The 18,686-nt window shown below is 35.9% G+C and carries 20 protein-coding genes and 2 pseudogenes; 4 read left to right on the top strand and 18 right to left on the bottom strand.

Going from position 1 to position 18,686, the window contains the following annotated elements:
* Nucleotides 1-55 precede the first annotated feature (55 nt).
* The 12 genes and pseudogenes from MKX65_RS02390 to MKX65_RS02335 form a co-directional block, all read right to left on the bottom strand.
* A complete protein-coding gene (locus MKX65_RS02390; RefSeq protein WP_340902082.1) occupies nt 56-397 on the bottom strand; it encodes a nucleotidyltransferase family protein in 342 nt (113 codons plus the stop codon).
* A 4-nt stretch (nt 398-401) separates the two neighbouring features.
* Nucleotides 402-800 carry a nucleotidyltransferase substrate binding protein gene (locus MKX65_RS02385; RefSeq protein ID WP_160549673.1) on the bottom strand — a complete coding sequence of 133 codons (399 nt, stop codon included), beginning with the start codon at nt 798-800 and terminating at the stop codon, nt 402-404.
* Between the two features lie 549 nt (nt 801-1,349).
* Nucleotides 1,350-1,523 (bottom strand): hypothetical protein, encoded by a 174-nt coding sequence (locus MKX65_RS02380; RefSeq protein ID WP_340902078.1) that lies wholly within the window; start codon nt 1,521-1,523, stop codon nt 1,350-1,352.
* 54 nt (nt 1,524-1,577) lie between these two features.
* The gene (locus MKX65_RS02375; protein WP_340902076.1) at nt 1,578-1,739 is read right to left on the bottom strand and encodes a hypothetical protein; all 162 of its coding nucleotides are present in this window, start codon (nt 1,737-1,739) and stop codon (nt 1,578-1,580) included.
* Nucleotides 1,740-1,974: 235 nt separating this feature from the next.
* Nucleotides 1,975-2,358 (bottom strand): aspartyl protease family protein, encoded by a 384-nt coding sequence (locus MKX65_RS02370; RefSeq protein WP_160549674.1) that lies wholly within the window; start codon nt 2,356-2,358, stop codon nt 1,975-1,977.
* Entirely contained in the window at nt 2,355-2,615 is a 261-nt protein-coding gene (locus MKX65_RS02365) for a hypothetical protein (RefSeq protein ID WP_160549675.1), read from the bottom strand. Before MKX65_RS02365 ends, MKX65_RS02370 begins: the two co-directional genes overlap by 4 nt.
* A 356-nt stretch (nt 2,616-2,971) precedes the next feature.
* Entirely contained in the window at nt 2,972-4,246 is a 1,275-nt protein-coding gene (locus tag MKX65_RS02360) for a reverse transcriptase domain-containing protein (RefSeq protein WP_340902072.1), read from the bottom strand.
* Nucleotides 4,247-5,038: 792 nt separating this feature from the next.
* Nucleotides 5,039-6,393, bottom strand: a pseudogene (locus MKX65_RS02355) (IS1182 family transposase).
* 567 nt (nt 6,394-6,960) lie between these two features.
* Nucleotides 6,961-7,479 carry an RNA polymerase subunit sigma-24 gene (locus MKX65_RS02350; RefSeq protein WP_160549547.1) on the bottom strand — a complete coding sequence of 173 codons (519 nt, stop codon included), beginning with the start codon at nt 7,477-7,479 and terminating at the stop codon, nt 6,961-6,963.
* An 86-nt stretch (nt 7,480-7,565) separates the two neighbouring features.
* Nucleotides 7,566-7,763: a hypothetical protein gene (locus tag MKX65_RS02345; protein WP_160549546.1), complete on the bottom strand. Its 198-nt coding sequence runs from the start codon at nt 7,761-7,763 to the stop codon at nt 7,566-7,568.
* A 49-nt stretch (nt 7,764-7,812) separates the two neighbouring features.
* Nucleotides 7,813-8,070 (bottom strand): hypothetical protein, encoded by a 258-nt coding sequence (locus MKX65_RS02340; protein ID WP_340906139.1) that lies wholly within the window; start codon nt 8,068-8,070, stop codon nt 7,813-7,815.
* Nucleotides 8,071-8,297: 227 nt separating this feature from the next.
* On the bottom strand, nt 8,298-8,708 hold the full coding sequence (locus MKX65_RS02335; RefSeq protein WP_340902069.1) for a YcdB/YcdC domain-containing protein: 411 nt from the start codon (nt 8,706-8,708) through the stop codon (nt 8,298-8,300).
* 137 nt (nt 8,709-8,845) lie between these two features.
* Between MKX65_RS02335 and MKX65_RS02330 the strand changes: the two genes are divergently transcribed.
* Nucleotides 8,846-9,961, top strand: coding sequence for an IS4 family transposase (locus MKX65_RS02330; RefSeq protein ID WP_101730630.1), 1,116 nt, complete (start codon nt 8,846-8,848; stop codon nt 9,959-9,961).
* A gap of 141 nt (nt 9,962-10,102) precedes the next feature.
* Here MKX65_RS02330 and MKX65_RS02325 read toward each other — a convergent pair whose 3' ends face one another.
* Both MKX65_RS02325 and MKX65_RS02320 read right to left on the bottom strand, forming a co-directional pair.
* Nucleotides 10,103-11,146, bottom strand: a complete 1,044-nt coding sequence (locus MKX65_RS02325) for a YcdB/YcdC domain-containing protein (RefSeq protein WP_340902067.1) — start codon at nt 11,144-11,146, stop codon at nt 10,103-10,105.
* Nucleotides 11,147-11,281: 135 nt separating this feature from the next.
* Nucleotides 11,282-11,344: pseudogene (locus MKX65_RS02320) on the bottom strand (hypothetical protein); the annotation flags it as partial.
* Between the two features lie 296 nt (nt 11,345-11,640).
* On the opposite strand from MKX65_RS02320, the gene MKX65_RS02315 reads away from it, so the two are divergent.
* Entirely contained in the window at nt 11,641-12,837 is a 1,197-nt protein-coding gene (locus MKX65_RS02315; RefSeq protein WP_340902065.1) for a DUF4085 family protein, read from the top strand.
* A gap of 22 nt (nt 12,838-12,859) precedes the next feature.
* The gene (locus MKX65_RS02310) at nt 12,860-13,174 is read left to right on the top strand and encodes a hypothetical protein (protein ID WP_160549549.1); all 315 of its coding nucleotides are present in this window, start codon (nt 12,860-12,862) and stop codon (nt 13,172-13,174) included.
* Between the two features lie 360 nt (nt 13,175-13,534).
* Here the strand turns inward: MKX65_RS02310 and MKX65_RS02305 are convergent, their stop codons facing one another.
* The gene (locus MKX65_RS02305) at nt 13,535-14,296 is read right to left on the bottom strand and encodes an N-acetylmuramoyl-L-alanine amidase (protein WP_160549543.1); all 762 of its coding nucleotides are present in this window, start codon (nt 14,294-14,296) and stop codon (nt 13,535-13,537) included.
* A 179-nt stretch (nt 14,297-14,475) separates the two neighbouring features.
* On the opposite strand from MKX65_RS02305, the gene MKX65_RS02300 reads away from it, so the two are divergent.
* A complete protein-coding gene (locus MKX65_RS02300; RefSeq protein ID WP_340902062.1) occupies nt 14,476-14,757 on the top strand; it encodes a hypothetical protein in 282 nt (93 codons plus the stop codon).
* Here MKX65_RS02300 and MKX65_RS02295 read toward each other — a convergent pair whose 3' ends face one another.
* The 3 genes from MKX65_RS02295 to MKX65_RS02285 all read right to left on the bottom strand — a co-directional run bounded on the left by MKX65_RS02295 (nt 14,758) and on the right by MKX65_RS02285 (nt 18,683).
* Entirely contained in the window at nt 14,758-15,762 is a 1,005-nt protein-coding gene (locus tag MKX65_RS02295; RefSeq protein ID WP_340902061.1) for an IS1595 family transposase, read from the bottom strand.
* Between the two features lie 358 nt (nt 15,763-16,120).
* Nucleotides 16,121-17,455, bottom strand: coding sequence for a recombinase family protein (locus tag MKX65_RS02290; protein ID WP_377058063.1), 1,335 nt, complete (start codon nt 17,453-17,455; stop codon nt 16,121-16,123).
* Entirely contained in the window at nt 17,400-18,683 is a 1,284-nt protein-coding gene (locus MKX65_RS02285) for a recombinase family protein (protein ID WP_340902058.1), read from the bottom strand. The genes MKX65_RS02290 and MKX65_RS02285 overlap by 56 nt, the downstream gene beginning before the upstream one ends.
* Nucleotides 18,684-18,686: the final 3 nt, after the last annotated feature.

The following is an 18,686-nucleotide window of genomic DNA, read 5'->3' as shown; positions in this document are numbered from 1 at the left end:
CGCTTTTTTTGCTTCATGATTCATTTTTACTCCAATGGATAATCTCGCATAATACTTAAGAGTCTTTAATTACCTTACTAATAATATTGCTATCCATTTTTTTGTACACTTCACTTCCATAAGTATCAATATGGTTTTTTAAATTTATGTTATTTATTCCTTCATAATGAAGGATATCAAAAAAATAAGGAAGTGGGTATTCCTCGTTAAGAAGATCATTCAGCCTGTAAAGAGTTTCATTCGTAATATTTTGGCCATATATTGAAATATCAACATCTGACCCTTTTTTAAAATTTCCCATAGCCCTGCTGCCAAAAATAACAGCCCTGTCTATTTCATTAAATTTTTTCATGGCCATTTGGATATATTCTAAATCTAACTCTAAAAGTCCAAACATAATATCATTCCTTAGAAAGCTTGACATAAAGGGATTTAAAAATCGGGACATAAATTTCGATAATTTCACCAACAAATTTTATTGCAAGTACTTCATCATAAGTATGAGTGGTTAAATTTCTTTTAGATAAGGCATCCATCCAAGGATGTCCTTCTTCGATTAATCCAATTTGAAATGCTTGTTTTATTGTTTCTCTTGGACTTTTCACGTCATAACCTTGAGATTCCAAATAATCTTTTAATACTTTCCAAGATAACTCAAATGTCATTTCAAAGAATTGAATGATACCGGCTCTTTCTAACTCACTTTTAATATCCTGCGTAGAATATTTTTCTAAAAGTTTAAATGACCTTTCGAAATTTTCAAACCTCTGTCTCCATCTTGTATCCTTTAATGAATCCAAACTCACTACCTCCCTTATATCTTTTTCAAGTAATTTTCAAAAGGAGTTTTAATTATGGAAAATATTCTTTATTAATGTGCTAAATTCCTTTTTGACACCAGTATTAACATGTGCATAATTATTTTAAACCCATTACTATAAAGCGGCAGCATCACTTAATACCATCTTCCTTTCTAGTTAAACAGTTTAAAACCTCATTTCATCTAGTTTATCATGGTAAAAACCTTGTTAAAAGTTTCCCTTCTATTATTTCCAAAGAAGTTGTCCTATTTTCAGGCTTTGTAATTTCTCTTACCTTATTTGTTGGCGTACTCTATAGATAGACTGATTCTCTCAAGCTTAGAGGCTATTATCCGAAGGAATTAACTCCAAGTTCCGCAAGTCAATTGTAAAGTTACATCGCTAATTTTAATAACCTTCCACAAAGACCCATAAAGACATTTGTTTTAATAAGTTGTCCATCATATGAAAGCTTCATTAGATTCTTCTTATTTTTATTAAAGGGCAGCTGCATATATGCAGTGTGGGATTGACTCGAATGATCCTCGATTATTTTCTAACAATAGATATAAACTGCCTGCGAACAAAATCTTTTAATTCTACAAATTTTCCCTTTGTGTCAATTACTTCAAATGGAATATAAACTTCATGTTTTTTTAAGACAAAACCTCTTAATTCTTTGATATTAAAATGCAGGAGTTCCTGAACTTCCTTTTGAATCATTTCTCCTTTAATAGATTCTTTATTGCCTGGATCGACATGAAGTATTAAACAGTTTTAGCTTTTTTCACCATATAAAGTGGCAAACTTTGAACTTTTTACACCGAAACGGCGGGGCTTATATCCTAAGGTTAAAGTCTTGGGCGCAAGCGTATACTCCATTGCACCTAAACTATTTAAAAATTTATGTAGTTCACTAAATAATTGTAATTCGTTCAAAAACCTTTCCCCCCCTACTTTTAACAGAGTAAGACCAACCCATTCTTAGTTTACCAAAAAAGAACAAGCTCCACTAAAACATTGACTTTAGTGGAGCTTGTTTTATTTCGATTTATTACCTTGGTAGCAACTTCCATAAGGGTAAAGCCTTCAATTAACATGAGTTGCGAGACACACTCAACGTGGCTAGGATGGTGATGGCAGAATAATATGATGTAGTAGTGGTTACCTTAACCTAATTTTTTCGCACTTCCATATTTTCAAAGTCGATGATTAATTTATTTGCAAGAAAGAAGTCACTGCCGATGATGCCGTCAAACCCATGCATTTCTCTAACATCGCCGAGCTGTATAGTGAAATTATTAAGTTGAAACTCGTCAATATTCATACCGTATATTTTTTGCTCAATGCATATTTCCGTACCGCCAATTCCATACATCTTTCGTGTAATGGCCTTTTCTAAATCGAGCATCAATCCGACTTCTTCACATAAATCTGTATCTAAAATGGTTGAAGAGCAGCCGGTATCAAGCAATACGTTATTGGATATCTTTTTGTTCCCATTGTATTCAATCTCAACAGATACTAGAGGCAAGTGGTCATCCATTTGAAATCTCATACTCTTCTTCGCACTCCTATATATGGCTGCTCAATTACCTTTATTTCTTCGTTATTCGTGTGAAAAATATATAATTCACGTTTTTTATTTTCCCCATGTAGTTTTTTATACACCTTCCATGCTGCATTGCCGTTTTCAAAGTCATCGATCACTGCCATCTCTTCAATGACTCTTTCATTTCCTCTTGATTCTGATTTCAATGCTTCTACCAAGACACAACGTTCTGGAAAATGCCGTCGCACTTCAGACCATTTCATTTAAATGTACCTCCTGTCTATATTTTTATATTGCACTATACATCAATAACTAATTTATTTGCTAAAAGGAAATCATCTCAGTTGTCCTCGCCAAATATGCACCTTTTTCTTGTTTACAGGTTTATGCGTTTACAATTCATCCATTTTTTTGTACAATGAGCATATTCTATTATTAATATCGCACTAAACAGTAGATGTCTATTTATAGATGCTGAATCTGGAAGGTGCGTTTAGACGAATTAAGGTTTTCCTGTACGGTATTTGTTTACATATGCTTGAGTCAGGAAGCTCTTTTTATTCTCCCCATTTCAGGATAATCGCAAGTAAACTAACCCCTTATCCTTACCAAGTCTAGTTTATATTTTTGTATAAATCTTAACCCCTAACCTAGCTTCAATCCTTTTCTTTCTGTTTTTTATTTGTTTCATCATCATATTTTCCGTATTAGGGGATATTTTATCAAATTTATCTTGCGCTCTTTTCGCATAAGAAATAAAATTACCGTATTCTCCTTCATGGATACCTAGATCCGTATATAAACCATAGATCTTCCTTCTATAAGGTAGTTTCCTCAAGTCTTTCTTACCTTTCACACTTTTCGCCTTATCTATAATTTGGTATGCTTTACGATAAAACTTATAAGGACTTTTCCCCCTCATCCTTACTGTCTTACCATCAAAGACAAAACCTAAGTAGTCTATATGACTTACTTTTCTACCCTTCAATTCTATGATGCGTAAATCACTATATACATATAGTCCTGTTTTATCTTCATGGATTTCAATTTTATTTTCAGCAGCTAACCTCCTTACTTCGATTTCTATATTCCGAAACTCCTCATCTAAGAGTGTCTGTTGTTGTTGCTTTGGAAGAACCAAAATAAAATCATCTGAATATCTACGATATAACCCTGAATACTGGTCAGCTAACTTCTTCATGTCCAAATCAAACTTCAGGGCATACACATTTGCAAAAACCGCACTAATTGCTGTTCCTTGAGGAATACCTTCGTGACTTTTTCTTTTATCATTATTCCTGTTTTTCTTAGTAGGATATTGTCGCTGAAATTCTCTAAATTCCTTCAATCCATCAAAATAACTTTTCTTACCAGAACGCCTAATTTGTTTATCAGTGCCAAACCTTTCTATTAACAATGACTTCTCGTAATAACCGAATTTGGTAATTGATTTATACACATTGAACCAATCATTGCTCAGTTTTTCGACTTCTAATACTTTCATCAGGTTTTCCTTTAGCAGTTTATGGTCAATTTGATCGAAGAACTTTGTAAAATCGCCCACTAGAATATACGCTTCTTTTAAACTGACAATATCATTTATAATTTCAGCGGCGAAATCAATGTTCGACTTGCCCCTTTTATTACTACGATATGCCGTCACGCATTCGTCAATATTTCTTGACATACATTTATCATCTGATATGTACTGATTATATTTTTTATTCAATTTTTCATCCGCATAATATTTATAAATGAAGTTATCAAGGTGGCCCGCATACATAATGTCACGATTTTTTGATTTAATCGGGCGGTTATTCATATTAGGATTCTTCTCCCCAATATTTTTATTAAAGGAAGAAACATAGTGAATAAATGGTAAAAAGCTATGCATAGCAATCCTTCTCGAATTCGTTACATAGCTTTCCACCTTTTCAATTTTTACTTTATGATCAAAATGTAGATATCGTTTAGTTCTGTATTTATTGGAATCAAGCATATCTATACCCCTTTTTAGGAGCGGAAGGAACTGCAGATCTGGTTTCTGACAATTGTTCCTTCTGCAACGCTAAGTCATAGTACTACAATATTGACCATTTTTCACATGCAGCACACCAGAGCGATTCAACTATTCTGTTACAATGTTATTGATTGTGAAGTCAGTATTCAGGAAGGTGAGCTTATGAAGATTTGCGTGATTCTTAATTTACTCAGTTTGCTCCGTGAGTTACTGCTCGACAGTTTCAAACATTGTCTACTGCTAGCATATTAATAGCAGACTATTCTATTATATCACCCACTCTATTATTTGCAAAATTCCCTGTTTTTCAACTTACCTCTAACAAAAGGCAACTAGATTACTATGGTTCAACTTTCATATTTAAACAAGCGTCCGTTTCAATTATAATTTCCTTTTTTTAATGTAATTGAATCAATTTCTTAATTGCCTATTTTAAAAATGATTAAAGTATCCTTAAGAGAAATTTGGGATTTTTAAAAATTTAACACTACGAACTTTGTTGTTGATTTCCGCTCCAGGCGGACGCTTTCCGCGGGCGGTCCGTGAGCCTCCTCGATGCTTCACTCCTGCGGGGTCTCACCTGGACACGCTTTTCCCGCAGGAGTCGCCGCCTTCTGCTCCAATCAACAAAGTTAAAATATTTATAGTTTTCTCATCGCCATTAGTTTAGGCAGCTTGCCGTTGATTTAACATTGCATTCATACGATCTGCTGCCAATTTTGAAGCATTATAAACCAATGTCACCAAATCAAAGTGAACTTTAGCACGTTTTCCAGTTCGATAACGAACATTGTTAAGTTGAAAGTACTCCTTCAGATAAGCATTTACACGTTCTACTGCGGTTCGGCGCTTAAATATTGTTTTCCAAGTTTTCGAACCTCGGGCTGGTGCAGTGTACTTTCTAAGATCAGTGGTAATCTTTACTTTATATACTTTTTGACATATTCCCTGATCGGCTAACGGACAATCCTTACATTCTTTTGGACGCGTGTATTTTAGGGTCTCGTATTTTGCGTCATAACTATCGTAACGATAGGAATGTTCCCTAAAACAAGTTGGGGCAAAGTGTTTATCAAAACCGATCGGTTCGGGTTCATTGCGTTTATTATAAGCAATGACGGATTGTAATCCCAATCGATGAACTTGTTCATAAATTGGTTCGTAATCATACCCCGCATCCATCGTTGTATAACGAAGGGTCTTTAAAGAAACATTTTCTTGAATTCCTTTTAACAAAGGAATGGCTGCTTTTCCATCATTTAAATTTCCAGAAGAAAAGAGAGATTGAAGGATATATTGACTTTTTGTGCCAACTAACAAATGTGCTTTATAACCATACCAAAAAAACTCTTTCCTTCGCTGTTTTTCTTCACACCCCATTGTGGATCCTGGGGCATTTGAGAACGAAGTTCAGACAAAGAAACGTCCAACTGTTCTTCAATTTTCTTTTCATAAAGAGGAAGATTTACTTCACGTTCAGCTTGTTCAACCAGCCATTTTTCACGTTCTTCCTTTGATTTGCGACCACGCTTCTTAGGTTCAGATGTTGTTTTTTCCTCTTTTGGAGGAGCCTGATCCTTCGCTTCAAAATGAGAGGCATCAAGGGCTGCAGTATCATCGTTGATAAACCCTTCTGTAATGGCTTGATTTAGAATCGTATTCTTAGCCCCTTCAAGAACTTCAGATTCACTGAGGATCGTTACAATTCTTGAATAAGCTGCCTCAGAAGGGACTATATCAGAAACCAAAAAGCCGCAGTCTAGTCGGAAAATCATATCGTTTCTTAATCGCTTTACCAAGTCTTTAATGAACGGAATTCGTTCCGATATGCGTGCAACTAATGAGTAAATCATTGCCGCATAATTAAGCTCCACAGGTCTACCAAAACGTGATTTCTTCGTTACCACAGCGAAGATGGGATCAATGTCAATAGTAGAAAAAATAGCCTCAAAACGTTGGGTAGGTTCTAAGTCGTATAATTCTTGTATGTCAAACAGGCTTCCTTGTCGTATAATAGTCATAGGGAGTCTTCCTCCAGTCTCATAAGTTTGTAGTGGTACTTACTTATTTCGACATCTGGGGAGGTACTCCTTTTTTTAGTGTCTGAAAGCCTTGAGCCCGTTGGGCTCAGATTTATGAAATTGATTCAGTTCACTAAATAATTGTAATTCGTTCAAAAAACCTTTCCCCCCTACTTTTAACAGAGTAAGACGAACCCATTCTTAGTTTACCAAAAAAGAACAAGCTCCACTAAAACATTGACTTTAGTGGAGCTTGTTTTATTTCGATTTATTACCTTGGTTAGCAACTTCCATAAGGGTAAAGCCTTCAATTAACATGAGTTGCGAGACACACTCAACGTGTGTTATCATAAACGCTTGATACATTTTCGCTAAAGTTGCCCATTTCGCGTAAATTTATACATGTAAAAGATTGTTGTTCCATAGTTTTTCCATCACCTAAAATCAATATCCATTTATTTAAATTTAGCTTTTTAGGGTATCTCTAGAGCGATTGCTTTAACAAATACAATTATAAGAAAATCCCTAATTTTATACCCATTCTCAGACCTTCGATACCCATAAGAGTCAGTCATTCTTTATATATGAAAGCAGTAATTCTTCTAGCCATTTAGGTACATAATCAACCTTTTGTCTCTTCATAATTTTGCCTAAAATCTCTGCTGCATCTTCTTCCTTAAAGAACCTGTTTCTAACGTAGCAATCGTTACTACAAAACTTCCGCTTTTTTACTCTTTCCGATAAATATTCTTTTCTACAATAATCACACCTAAGCTTATAAATTTTAGGATTATCCTTTTCCCACTTCCGTTTACATTGGATTGTACAATATTTCTTTTTTGTGCCTATTCCTTTTTGCTCTAATTTCGAACCGCAACTTAAGCAATATTCATTCGTTATTTTTCGTTTGAATTTTTCATCTTCTTCTTGATTTTTTACTAAATCAGTTGCACGGCCATTAAGTCCATGCCTTTTACAATACCCTCTAATAATATCACGAGATAATCCCAGAGTTTCTCCTATCTTCATATAGCCGAGACCTTGGTACCTTAATATTCTAATTTGGTTTCTTTGTTCATCAGTCAAATTTAAAACACTCCTTTACAAATGGTAGCCTAGTAATCACTCTGAATGGCCTATTTGTCAAGGAGTTGAAAAATAACAACACACTTTTAATAAATATCAGTATTTAGTTTTTTCAACTTTACTAAATTTCCAACAAATCCAATAAAGCCCGTAACAGAAAATACTATGGGAATAAGCAATGAATTAACAGTGGATGCTGTTTCAATTGCTAAACGATACACCCCAAAAAGACATATAATAAGACTGCCGATTAGTCCAATAATCAATTTTGTTTTTTTGTCCATGCAAAACACCTCATGACTTCCTCTTTTAACAATCTTTCCTAAATTAAAGTCACCCTTCTGATATTGGCATATACTTTGTAAAATAAGCACCTAAAATCAACAAAACAACAGTAATAGACCAATTTAATAGCCCCATAAAATTAAACCAGTAAGCTAATAGGTTTGTTATGGCAATAAGAAAAAAACAAATTGAAGTCAGAGCACTTTTTATTCCTGTAATGCCCGCTTTCTTTCTTTTTTTTACAACAACAGATATTGAAAAGACAAGAGCGATTATTAGTATTATAGATAAAATAATCGGTACCAGTTTAACCGCCTCCTTTATAGTAACCGTGTCCCCCCTATTTTTAATATACGTTTTGCATTATCTTAAGTTTCATTTCTTATTGAGTTTAAAAGGGTAGACAATAATAAGAAATGGAGATTACCCTTTGGTTAATCCAACCATTTGCTTAGAAAAGTGGATACCAAGGTTGTAGGATGGGGTTAGTTACTTGTACTTTCTGAACAAATCCAATTTAAGATCATCACATCCTACTTATCTTTTGCAGTAATAACGGCCCCAGTCATGGCATCAATGTACCGGATGGGAGTTCTGGTAAACCTATCACACGCTTGATAGACAAGAATATGGGATTCTGTTTCTTCGTCATAATCTTTGTTCCAAGCTAATTCAAAGTCTAAGTGACTGAAAAATATTTTTCTCGCTTCTTTTTTTGAAATCGCTGGTTCTGTAGGGATTTGGCTCAATTGTTCCATATCAAAACTTGGCCCGCTATAATGATCAATTTGTCCTGTTTCACGATTAACTGCAACGATTACTATTTCTAACTGAACGGGTATGCCATTGCCGTTATGTATACGGAAAGAAAATGCTTCATTTTTTCTAGTATCGTCCACTTCATCTTCATTCTCTCGAACAATTAATTGTAGATACTTATGCACTAGTGTTGCATTAATTTAATTTCACTATTAAAAATACTCAAAATGTTCAACTTTATTATATTGTGCAAAGAAAAAGTCCTTTATAATGGATAAGTCAGGTGGTAACCCGTCCAAATCCACTAAAAAGGACACATCTCATGGACAAGATTACACGAAAAACTTCATTTGGACAATGGTTTTCACCAATTAATATTCAATTATTTGAAGAACAGGTGAAAACGATGAAATTAGATTACTATACGAAAAAATTAACGACAGAGTCTTTCCTAAAATTACTACTTTTTGCCCAGCTAGAAGAAATCGAAAGCCTGCATGCGCTAGGTGATTGTCTATTCGATGACCAACTTCAAAAAGGGATTGACCTTGATTCGATCAGTATTTCTCAGCTGTCACGGCGATTAAATGGCATGAACCCAGATCTATTTCAAAGGCTTTTCCTTGATTTGGTCGTACAAATTCATGCCAAGACACACTATACGAAACTGGTCATGCCGTTAAAAATCATTGATTCAAGCACATTGCCACTTAATTTGACCAATCATAAATGGGCAAAGTTCCGTAAGACAAAAGCCGGTGTGAAGTTGCATCTACGCCTTGTGTTTATGGAAAAAGGTGCGTCCTATCCCGAAAAAGCAGTCATAACAACGGCAAACGAACATGATCGTGGTCAACTTGAAATCATGGTCGATGACAAGGAATGCATGTATGTGTTTGACCGTGGCTATCTAGACTACGAGCGCTTTGATCGCATGACAGATGATGGTTACTTTTTTCTATCAAGGCTAAGAAAAAACGCCGTTATACGGGAGGTTTATGATTTTAAACTACCCGAGGATTCCGCTGTTTTATCAGATCAAATGGTCCTGATTGGTACAACCCAAAACCGTGCTGAAAATTACTTTCGCCTTCTAAAAGTGCTTGATTCCAAAGGAAATGAACTCCATTTAATCACCAATCGCTTTGATTTGAACGCTGAAGAAATTTCAGAGATGTATAAATCAAGGTGGGCCATTGAGTTGTTTTTTAAATGGATCAAACAGCACCTTAGCATCAAAAAGTTCTACGGACAAAGCGAATGGGCCATTCAAAATCAAGTGTTTATCGCACTTATCGTTTTTTGCCTACATGTTCTTGTTCAACTTGAGACAAATAGTAAGCGAAAAACCTTAAAAATTAGCCGTTATCTACGGGCTGCCCTTTGGAAACCAGCCCATATTTGGCTCCGAAAAATTGAAGGAAAAGCCATTCCTTGATAAGAAAGTTGTCGTCGTCACACAGGTCTAATTGTAAATAAATTTCCAAATGGATGGAGCCACCTTTGTTGGGTATTTACTTTTTTGGCTCTAAATAGAGAATATAATTAAACTGAAAATTACGAAATTATTTATGCAACACTAGTGATACTTATGATAATCTGGAAGAATCATTTGAAGAAAGTCAGTAGCCTTTTGTAAACATTCTTCATGAGTAAGCTTGAGATCGCCACTTCGTTCATTGAACCACATAAAACTTCTGACTTTTCCTGTTTTCTTTGAAATGATGGCTTTAACTGTATCCTCTGAATGTCTCTTGAAAAAGCCATCTATGGATAAATCCTGATCCTTCATCTCCCAGTTCCGATCACGCCACACAATTCCCGTTTCTCCCCCCATATCGACTTCCCGAATTATTTCCATTCCCTCCCTAATACCAATGACCTCTTTTATCGATAAATCTTTTTGTTTGGTCGTATTGGAAGGAGGAAGTGGAACATAAGTTTCTGGAACATCTTCATCATGGATAATGCTTAAGGTCGGAGTTAATATATCCGCTCTATATTTCATGAAAGATGGCTCTGGTTCATAGACAAGACGGAGATCATCTTCTTCTACATCATGAATAATAGTATAAAGATTTGTAATTGTTTGCTGAAAATCAAGTCTATTTTGTTCGTGTTCAATCAGTTTTTCTTTTGAAATCAGAATGGTTGGTATTTCTGGTATATGCCCCGCAACTTTATAAGAAAATTTAATAATATTCCCCACTTGGTCTACGTCAATAAAACAACCAGCAGACTTAAGCGGTAAGTTCATGATAATCCGCTCATAGTTAAAGCGAAAGGCTTGATCCAATTTTTTTATTTCATAAAAGGTTAAATCGCTTAAAGCGTCAGGATAGTGACTAAGAAAAAATTGCTCCGCTCGTTCTTTTCTTTCCTCTACTTCTAATGGAACCGGATTGGGATCCCTACCATCATCCATGTCAATTGATAAACTTGTTAAATTACCGACCAAATCGAGATTTATAGTAATCCCTTTATCTTTTTCTTCGTTTGCCCATGAAAAAATTGCCTCTCCTTCACCATTCTCTCCCTCAGCATACTCCTCTATGATAGGCTTAAAATCAGCAGGAATTGAGACCAATGATAATGCTCGTTTTCTTAATTCTTCTCTATTCAATTTTGCCACCTCCACATTTGTTCTTTATCAAAGATCCTATTGCACGAACATACATTATAATTCGAAACTGCTCTAATCCTTTTCTACTTCCCCTAGGTACTTTTTAATTAATCCTTCAGCCTCTTTAATACCAGCTTACGTTAAGTAAACAGATTTGGAGCGGATGCTCCCTCGTGTTAGATCATCATCAGTTAATTCATTTAATGTATCAAACGGATATCCCTTCCACTTCTTCTCATTTGTCCTGGAAGTTCATTTTCTTTCCATGATGTTAAGTATAATAATAACAGAGTAAGCTCCTTAATCTTTCCCTCCATGTCTAACAAAACCCTTCCTAAATCAGTGTTAGTTTTAGCTTATTAGAAAATCCAACTATTTACAATCATGTTTCTTCATCGTTAGCTCTGTCTAACATAGGGAATAAGACTTTACTAGAATCACTAGTTAAAAATTTATAGTATACTATTTTTACCAACTACTCCCGAGGTGATATTATGTGGAATATATCGAAAGAAGCAAAAGAAAAATTTTTAAAATATAGTCTTCTTCCCATCCATGAATCCGATCACGAGTGGGAAATTGTATTAAGAGAAGCAAAAGAAGAAGGGGAAGATCTTAATACTCGTTTAAACGAAGAGATTGAAGAGGTACGAGAGGAATTGTTACATGTGTTACCTAGCCGCTTCATTCCATATTTGAAAAATGGTACATTAAACCAACCTACACTACCAAAAGCAGTGCGTGAAGATTATTTACAATGGATGAGAGAGGCGGACAAGGAATTTGAACAAGTTTTAAGTGCTGCCCATGAAAATACGAAGATGGCCGTTACATACTTGCCAGCTTCTATACAAGATATCTTTGCGGAAAGTTTGCATGATTCAACTATTGAGCGAATTGAACGAGAAAAGGATACGCTTCACCTTTACGTTAATACAGATGGTGGGTTTTCCTCAAAATCGCTTATCCATTTCATTTTTAAAGGAGTTAAATCTGAAGAAACGGATGAGCCAATCCAAGTTGGACAATGGTTTATTTATGATGAGTTACAGAAAACCGATGATGGATTTGCGTTTCGTGTATTATTTGAATGTCCGGTAAGCCAGTGGACAATTGCAATGCAGGAGCTAGATGCCCAGTATTTTTATCGTCCATTGGAATATACGATATTGAGAGATGAAGAGAAGCTTGAGGATATGTCAATTACTGATTACATCGCAAAGTTAAATTCAGAGAATCGTTATTGGTTCATTACACCACATTTAGAGTGTGCCATTCAATCATTATCGGAAACCTTCGTCATAGAAAACGGGTCGATTGAATTTGGACAAAATGAAATGGTTGTTACTGTAGGGAATGAACGTTATTCGTATGATTTAAGCGAATACAATCCAATTAAGTTTATTTACACGGACGTTTATGAAGATCCATATGCGCATCTTAACAAGCCTGTGTCAACAGAAGAAATCGAAGTAGCGGCATTGAGTGATGATTTAGAATTACAAGTACGAGCATGGAACACAATGTATGCAAATCCTAAAGAATTGGCAGACGTTATTAATCGCGTATTATGGAAAATAGAAATTACGGAAGAAAATGAAATGATGTTAAGCATTTATGCAAGTCATTTTTATAAAGAAGAAATTTTGAAAGAAGCAGTTATCGAAAAATTCCGCACGTTAATTGATTAGCTTATACATTGGGGGATCAGATATGATTGGTTTGCTTAATATTGGCAGCCTCGCGCTTGGACTAATTGCTTGGATACTGCCTGTTGTTAATCTCATGCAATATGATAAGCATGACCACAGGAATTGGGTCGCTCTCTCCATTTTGAGCATCAGTGCTTGTGCTATTTCGCTATGTTTCCAGATTTTCTATAACTATCATCTGGTAAAGATTGAGGATTGGTCTGCTCTTATGGACACAATGGGTGCTGTGGCGTTCGTCGCAGCTGCTCTTCTCATCGTTACCATCATATTAAATGCAATTACCCTGATCGTATATCGTGACTGGACAGCAAAGTAGGATATAAATCCCAGCTTGTAAGGTTGTAATATATAACTAATTCAAAGTCATAAAGAATTAATTCACGCTTTGCTTATTATATATCGAAGATTGTGAAAGGTCTTAAAGTAACGGAGTGCGATTGCTGAACAAGGGCAGTCGCTTTTTCACTAACGGTGCAGGTTTGTTGAACAAGGGAGCATAGCCGTTATAGGACTTTATTTTTTCCTATTGAAGGTAAATTCTTTTGCGATGCAGAAATTTGTAAGATAAAAACAAACATAAATTTTGAAGTATGTTGAAATAGGAAGAAAGAGAGACATCGTGAATCTCTCTTTCTCATTTTTCTATTTGAAGACCAATATTAGGAGGAATAACTAATTATTCTGAATACACAATCGCATCAAATCCGGCATTCCTTGCTTTAGTTGCTAAAGATTCTGCATTTTCTTTTGATGTGAAAGCTCCAATTTGGACTTTGTATAAACCATCTCTAAGTAAAACTATAGCATCGAATCCTTTTGACCTTGCATCTGCAGCAAGTTTGTCCGCATTAGACTTGATACGAAATGCACCTATTTGAACTTTATACAGAATAGTTGGTTTTCTCGTTAAATTAAATGCCCTAGCTAGTCCATTAGCGTGTCCTGTGGCAATAGTCGCTAAGAAACTTGTGGATTTTAATTTTTTAGCGTCATTAGGGTTATCTATAAACCCATTTTCCGTTAACATAGCTGGCATTCTTGATTCCCGTAATACATGGAAGTTAGCTGTTTTTTTACCACGATCAACAAAATCTACTGCCTTAATAATTTCATCATGAATGATATCCCGATATGTGGTTGTAGGGGCTCCAACACCAGGATAAATATAGCTTTCGAAGCCTGTCCCCCCACCAGCATTAATATGGATGGAAAGGTAGTAGTCTGCTCCCCAATTGTTTGCGGCATTTGTTCTTTCACTTAAGCTTACAGTTTGATCGCCTGTTCTACTCATTAGGATTGTTACACCTTCGTATTCATTCAATAAGATATCTCTTAGAGTTATAGCTATCTGTAAAGTAAGATTCTTTTCTTGCAGTCCATTTCCTACAGCTCCAGGGTCTGAACCGCCATGTCCAGGATCAATAAAAAGTTTAACCATCTTAATTCATCACCTCCATTAATAATATATTAAAAAGGTGCTAATATGCTTGGGCTAATAAATTAAGGCTGTTTTCGTAAACTTTGTGGTTTTTGATAAGAGATATATTAACAGTTTCCATAAAATAGAAAATATGATAAAATTTCTTTAAATTCAGATTATTAAAGGGGGGAAGTCTTTTGAAAACAAAGGAATTTGCTTTATCCATCATTCTAAATGCCTTTTTAGGCTACTTATGGATATTATTCATTGACCACATTGTTAGAGTGGCAAATTCAATGGAGAACACTTTCATTGTTGGTGGACTTATTATTTTAATTGGAACGACTTTATTTTGGGAAATTGTAAAGAGGGTAACACCTTTTAACGAGTATAAATTTACTCATCCAGTTAAATTAGCAGGATTTATTTCCTTCGGTGTAGTGGTGGTTGTGAATTTATTCGTCTTGAATTTAATTTAACTAACCACGCAAGTCATCAACAGTTAAACAAACCGATTTTTGACACGCCGAAATAAGCATTTGCTCAACTTGTTTTTCAAATGCTAAGTTCTTCCCTATTTGAAGCCAACGAAACCAGTAGAGGTAGTTATCCAAATATTTAGTCGCCACGCCTTGGAACCGTTCCATCCAATCTTTTAATCGATGGTGAAAGTTATTAACGTGTTGGATATGAAAAATCCCTTTCTTGACACGTTGTTTTTGACGCTCATTCACAGTTTCGTGTTGCAGTTTCTTATTTTTAGCAAACTTCTTGTAGTTAGTAGCTGTATCTGTGCATAGCAAAGCAGACGGGTGAATAAAATCACCAATCACAGCGTCAATTTCTTCGGCTTTCACTCGCCCTGTTCCAGCTTTGCGAGCTATTACACTCCCGTTTCGGTCTTGAGCTACCACAACAGCGATTTTAAGATTGGAAATCCCTCTCTTTTCGTCTTTTTCTCCACGCTTTTTAGCTTTTCTATGAGTAATTTCTCGACCTTTCATTGACTCACGAAAAAAAGTTTCATCACTCTCAACGATACCTTGTAATTGATTAAAACCTTGAGTTCCTAATGCGTTCAGGATTTTATGTCTCCAATAAAATGCAGTGGAAATATGAATTTTTAAACGTTCAGCGATTTTTGGCAGAGTATAGCCTTCGACCATCATTTCAATGTACTTTACCCATTTTTCAGGGTAACGAGAGCCTGAAAATGGAGTATTCGTCATATCGTTGAAAGACTTACCACAATCGTTACATAAATAGCGTTGTCTTGTTCGATATTTCCCGTTTCGTTTAACAGACGTGCTTCCGCAATGAACACAGCCCATACCAGAGGAAAAACGTGCTTCTCTGATGGATTTCAATAGCTGTGTAATTTTGTCTGGTTCATCTGGAAATAAGTCTTCCTTCATTGCGTTAAACAACGCTATTTGTTCTGATTTTGATAGTTCGCTGAACTCTTCATATATGTCTAACCACATAGTTGAACGCCTCCGGAACCGTATTATATCAACATTCTATTAATATGGTCAAGAAAGCAACAATCTATACGAAAACAGCCTAAATTAAAGATAAAATTATGCTCAAAAACTATTATCATTACAATCGTTACAATTATGTTTTTTACAAGGTCTTGTACCCATTATTAAGCCTCCTTTTAATTGAAGTCATAATAGTAAATCCAGGAATTAGACAACCTGTAACGGCTACAGTATATTCTGGCTGAAAAAATGCTGATAGTTGGGGGCTAATAAAAAAATGTGAAATACTGCACTTAAAGTAACGGGGGCGTTAGTGGAGGAAACAATTGAGGCTTGGAGCTATTTCCAAGCCCTATTCTTATTTATCAATTTGGCACTCAACCTCTGTACCATCGAGCAAAGTCACAATGACCTTTTCGTCTTTGTAGATTGTCATCTTCTCTACAAGGCTGAAGAATAAATTCGCATCAAATGTTGTAATGGGTGTAGCGTTTTTTGTGATTTCAATAAATTGTTTGGCTTTATATTTCTCGAGTTGGCTCTCGCTGGTGTACTTCTCTTCCCACTTTTTAATAAAATACTCGCTGTTTTCTAAAATGGCATTAAAAACATTAATGAAAATTTGGTAGAGTACTTTATCTTCAATGTGCGTATTGGTGCAGCCCTTTTTCCCTTTCTCCATATACTTTTTGTTACATCTCCATACTTTCCTTCTAAACCGATCATCATTGGAGTTCCACACCTTTCTGCCAAAGGCGCTGCTGCAATCGCCGCATATCACTTTTCCTGCAAATGGGTTATCGCTGGTTCCATAGTCTATTCTTTTAAATCCATGGTTTTCTGCAAATTTCTTTTTCCTTTCCATTTCAAGCTGCACCGCTTCCCACATATCCTTGTCAATAATCGCCGGGTGGTTATCTTCCACATAATAACGTGGAACTTGTCCGGTGTTTTCCACCCTCTTCTTAGTTAAATAATCAACGGTGTAGGTCTTTTGAAGAAGGGCATCACCTTTATATTTTTCATTACTCAACATCTTTCTAATGCTGCCTTCATACCATTTGGCTTTGCCGTTCCAATTTGGAACCCCCTCTTCTTCAAGCTCTCTAGCGATTCGATTTGGCCCCTTTCCATCGAGATAATCTTTAAATATCCTTCTGACTATCTTGGCTTGTGGCTCGTTTATGATTAGGTTGCCATCTTCATCTTTATCGTAACCCATGAATTTTGTATGATTAAGGGCAACCTTCCCCTGTTCAAACCGTCGCCTGATTCCCCAGGTAGAGTTTTCCGAAATGGACCTACTCTCATCTTGGGCCAGGCTGGAAAGGATACTTAGTAATACTTCCCCTTTCGCATCTAATGTATTTATGTTCTCTTTTTCGAAAATAACGCCAATTCCTAAATCCTTTAGCTGCCTTACAAAATTCAAGCAGTCCAACGTATTTCTTGCAAAGCGCGATATGGATTTTGTAATGATCATGTCAATTTTTCGGTTCTTACAATCCTCAATCATTTTATTAAATTGTTCACGCTTTTTCGTATTGGTTCCTGAAATTCCTTCATCTGCGTATATACCTGCTAGTTCATAATCTGGGTGGTTAGTAATGTAAGTTGTATAATAGTCAACCTGTGCCTCATAACTTGATAACTGTTCTAATTGGTCGGTCGATACCCGGCAATACGCTGCCATTTTCTTTTTCCGGGGTTCGAACTGTTCTGGATTTACCTTCATGTTTGCACTTGCTGGAATAATGGTAATGTTTCTTGCCATTCTTTATAACCTCCTGTACAACAGTTTCCTCTTTTATGTCGAGCCTTCCAGCAACCTCATCATCAATTTTCGTTCCTGGGCAGGCATTCTTTCCGTTTTTTATATAGTTGCTGCATTGCCACACTATTTTTCTGCAAGGTAGTTTGCTGTTCCACGTCCTTCGCTTTAAGCTGGATCCGCACTTCCCGCAATAGAGCATTCCTGTCAAAGGATATCGCTTTTGATATTTGCTTTGATCGCCAACGTTTCCTCTTGCCTCAGCCCTTAATTTCATTTCTTTTTGAACTGCATCCCATTCCTCTTTTGAAATAATGGCTGGATGGTTACCTTCAATATAATAACTGTCTAGTTTACCGTTGTTTCGGATGGTGCCTTTTTTAAGATGGTCCGGGGTATAATACTTTTGAAGAATAATATCGCCTTTATATTTTTCATTCTTCAGCATGTTCAAAATGGTGCTCTCCTGCCAATTGCCACCTGCAACGGTTGGTATCCCATCTGCGTTTAATTCCTTGGCAATCGTGAATACCCCTTTGCCCTCCAAGTAATGTTCAAATATCCTTTTAACAATTTCTGCTTCCTCTTCATTGATAACTAAGTCGCCATTTTCATTCTTGTCGTAGCCTAAAAACCGATTGGTGTTTATGATCAGCTCCCCTCGTTCAAATTTCTTCCTTATCCTCCATTTAATATTTTCACTAATATTTTTGCTTTCTTCTTGTGCCAAGGAGGAGAGGACGGTAAGCATTAACTCCCCATCCCCTGATAATGTGTTGATATTCTCTTTTTCGAATCGAACTTCAACGCCTAGTTCCTTGAGTTCCCTAACCCTTTTGAGCACAACTGTTGTGTTTCGTGCAAATCTTGAAATGGATTTTGTGATAATTAAATCAATCCCACCTTGCTTTGCGAGTTCTATCATTTTTTTGAATTCTGGGCGTTTGTCAGTAGTCCCGCTTATACCGCGATCTGCAAACACTCCCACAAATTCAAACTCCGGGTTTGTTCCAATCAATCTTTCATAATAATTAATTTGGTTTTCTAAAGACTCACCTTGCTTTTCATGATCAGTTGACACCCTAGCATAAGCACATACTCTTTTCTTTTTGTCTTTCGCAATGGTTGGTTCTATAATTCTAACTCGCAATGA

The sequence above is a fragment of the Robertmurraya sp. FSL R5-0851 genome (assembly GCF_038002965.1).
In the GTDB taxonomy this organism is placed as follows: domain Bacteria; phylum Bacillota; class Bacilli; order Bacillales; family Cytobacillaceae; genus Robertmurraya_A; species Robertmurraya_A beringensis.
The sequence above is the reverse complement of the archived record's forward strand: the minus strand, read 5'-3'. Positions and strand labels throughout refer to the sequence as shown.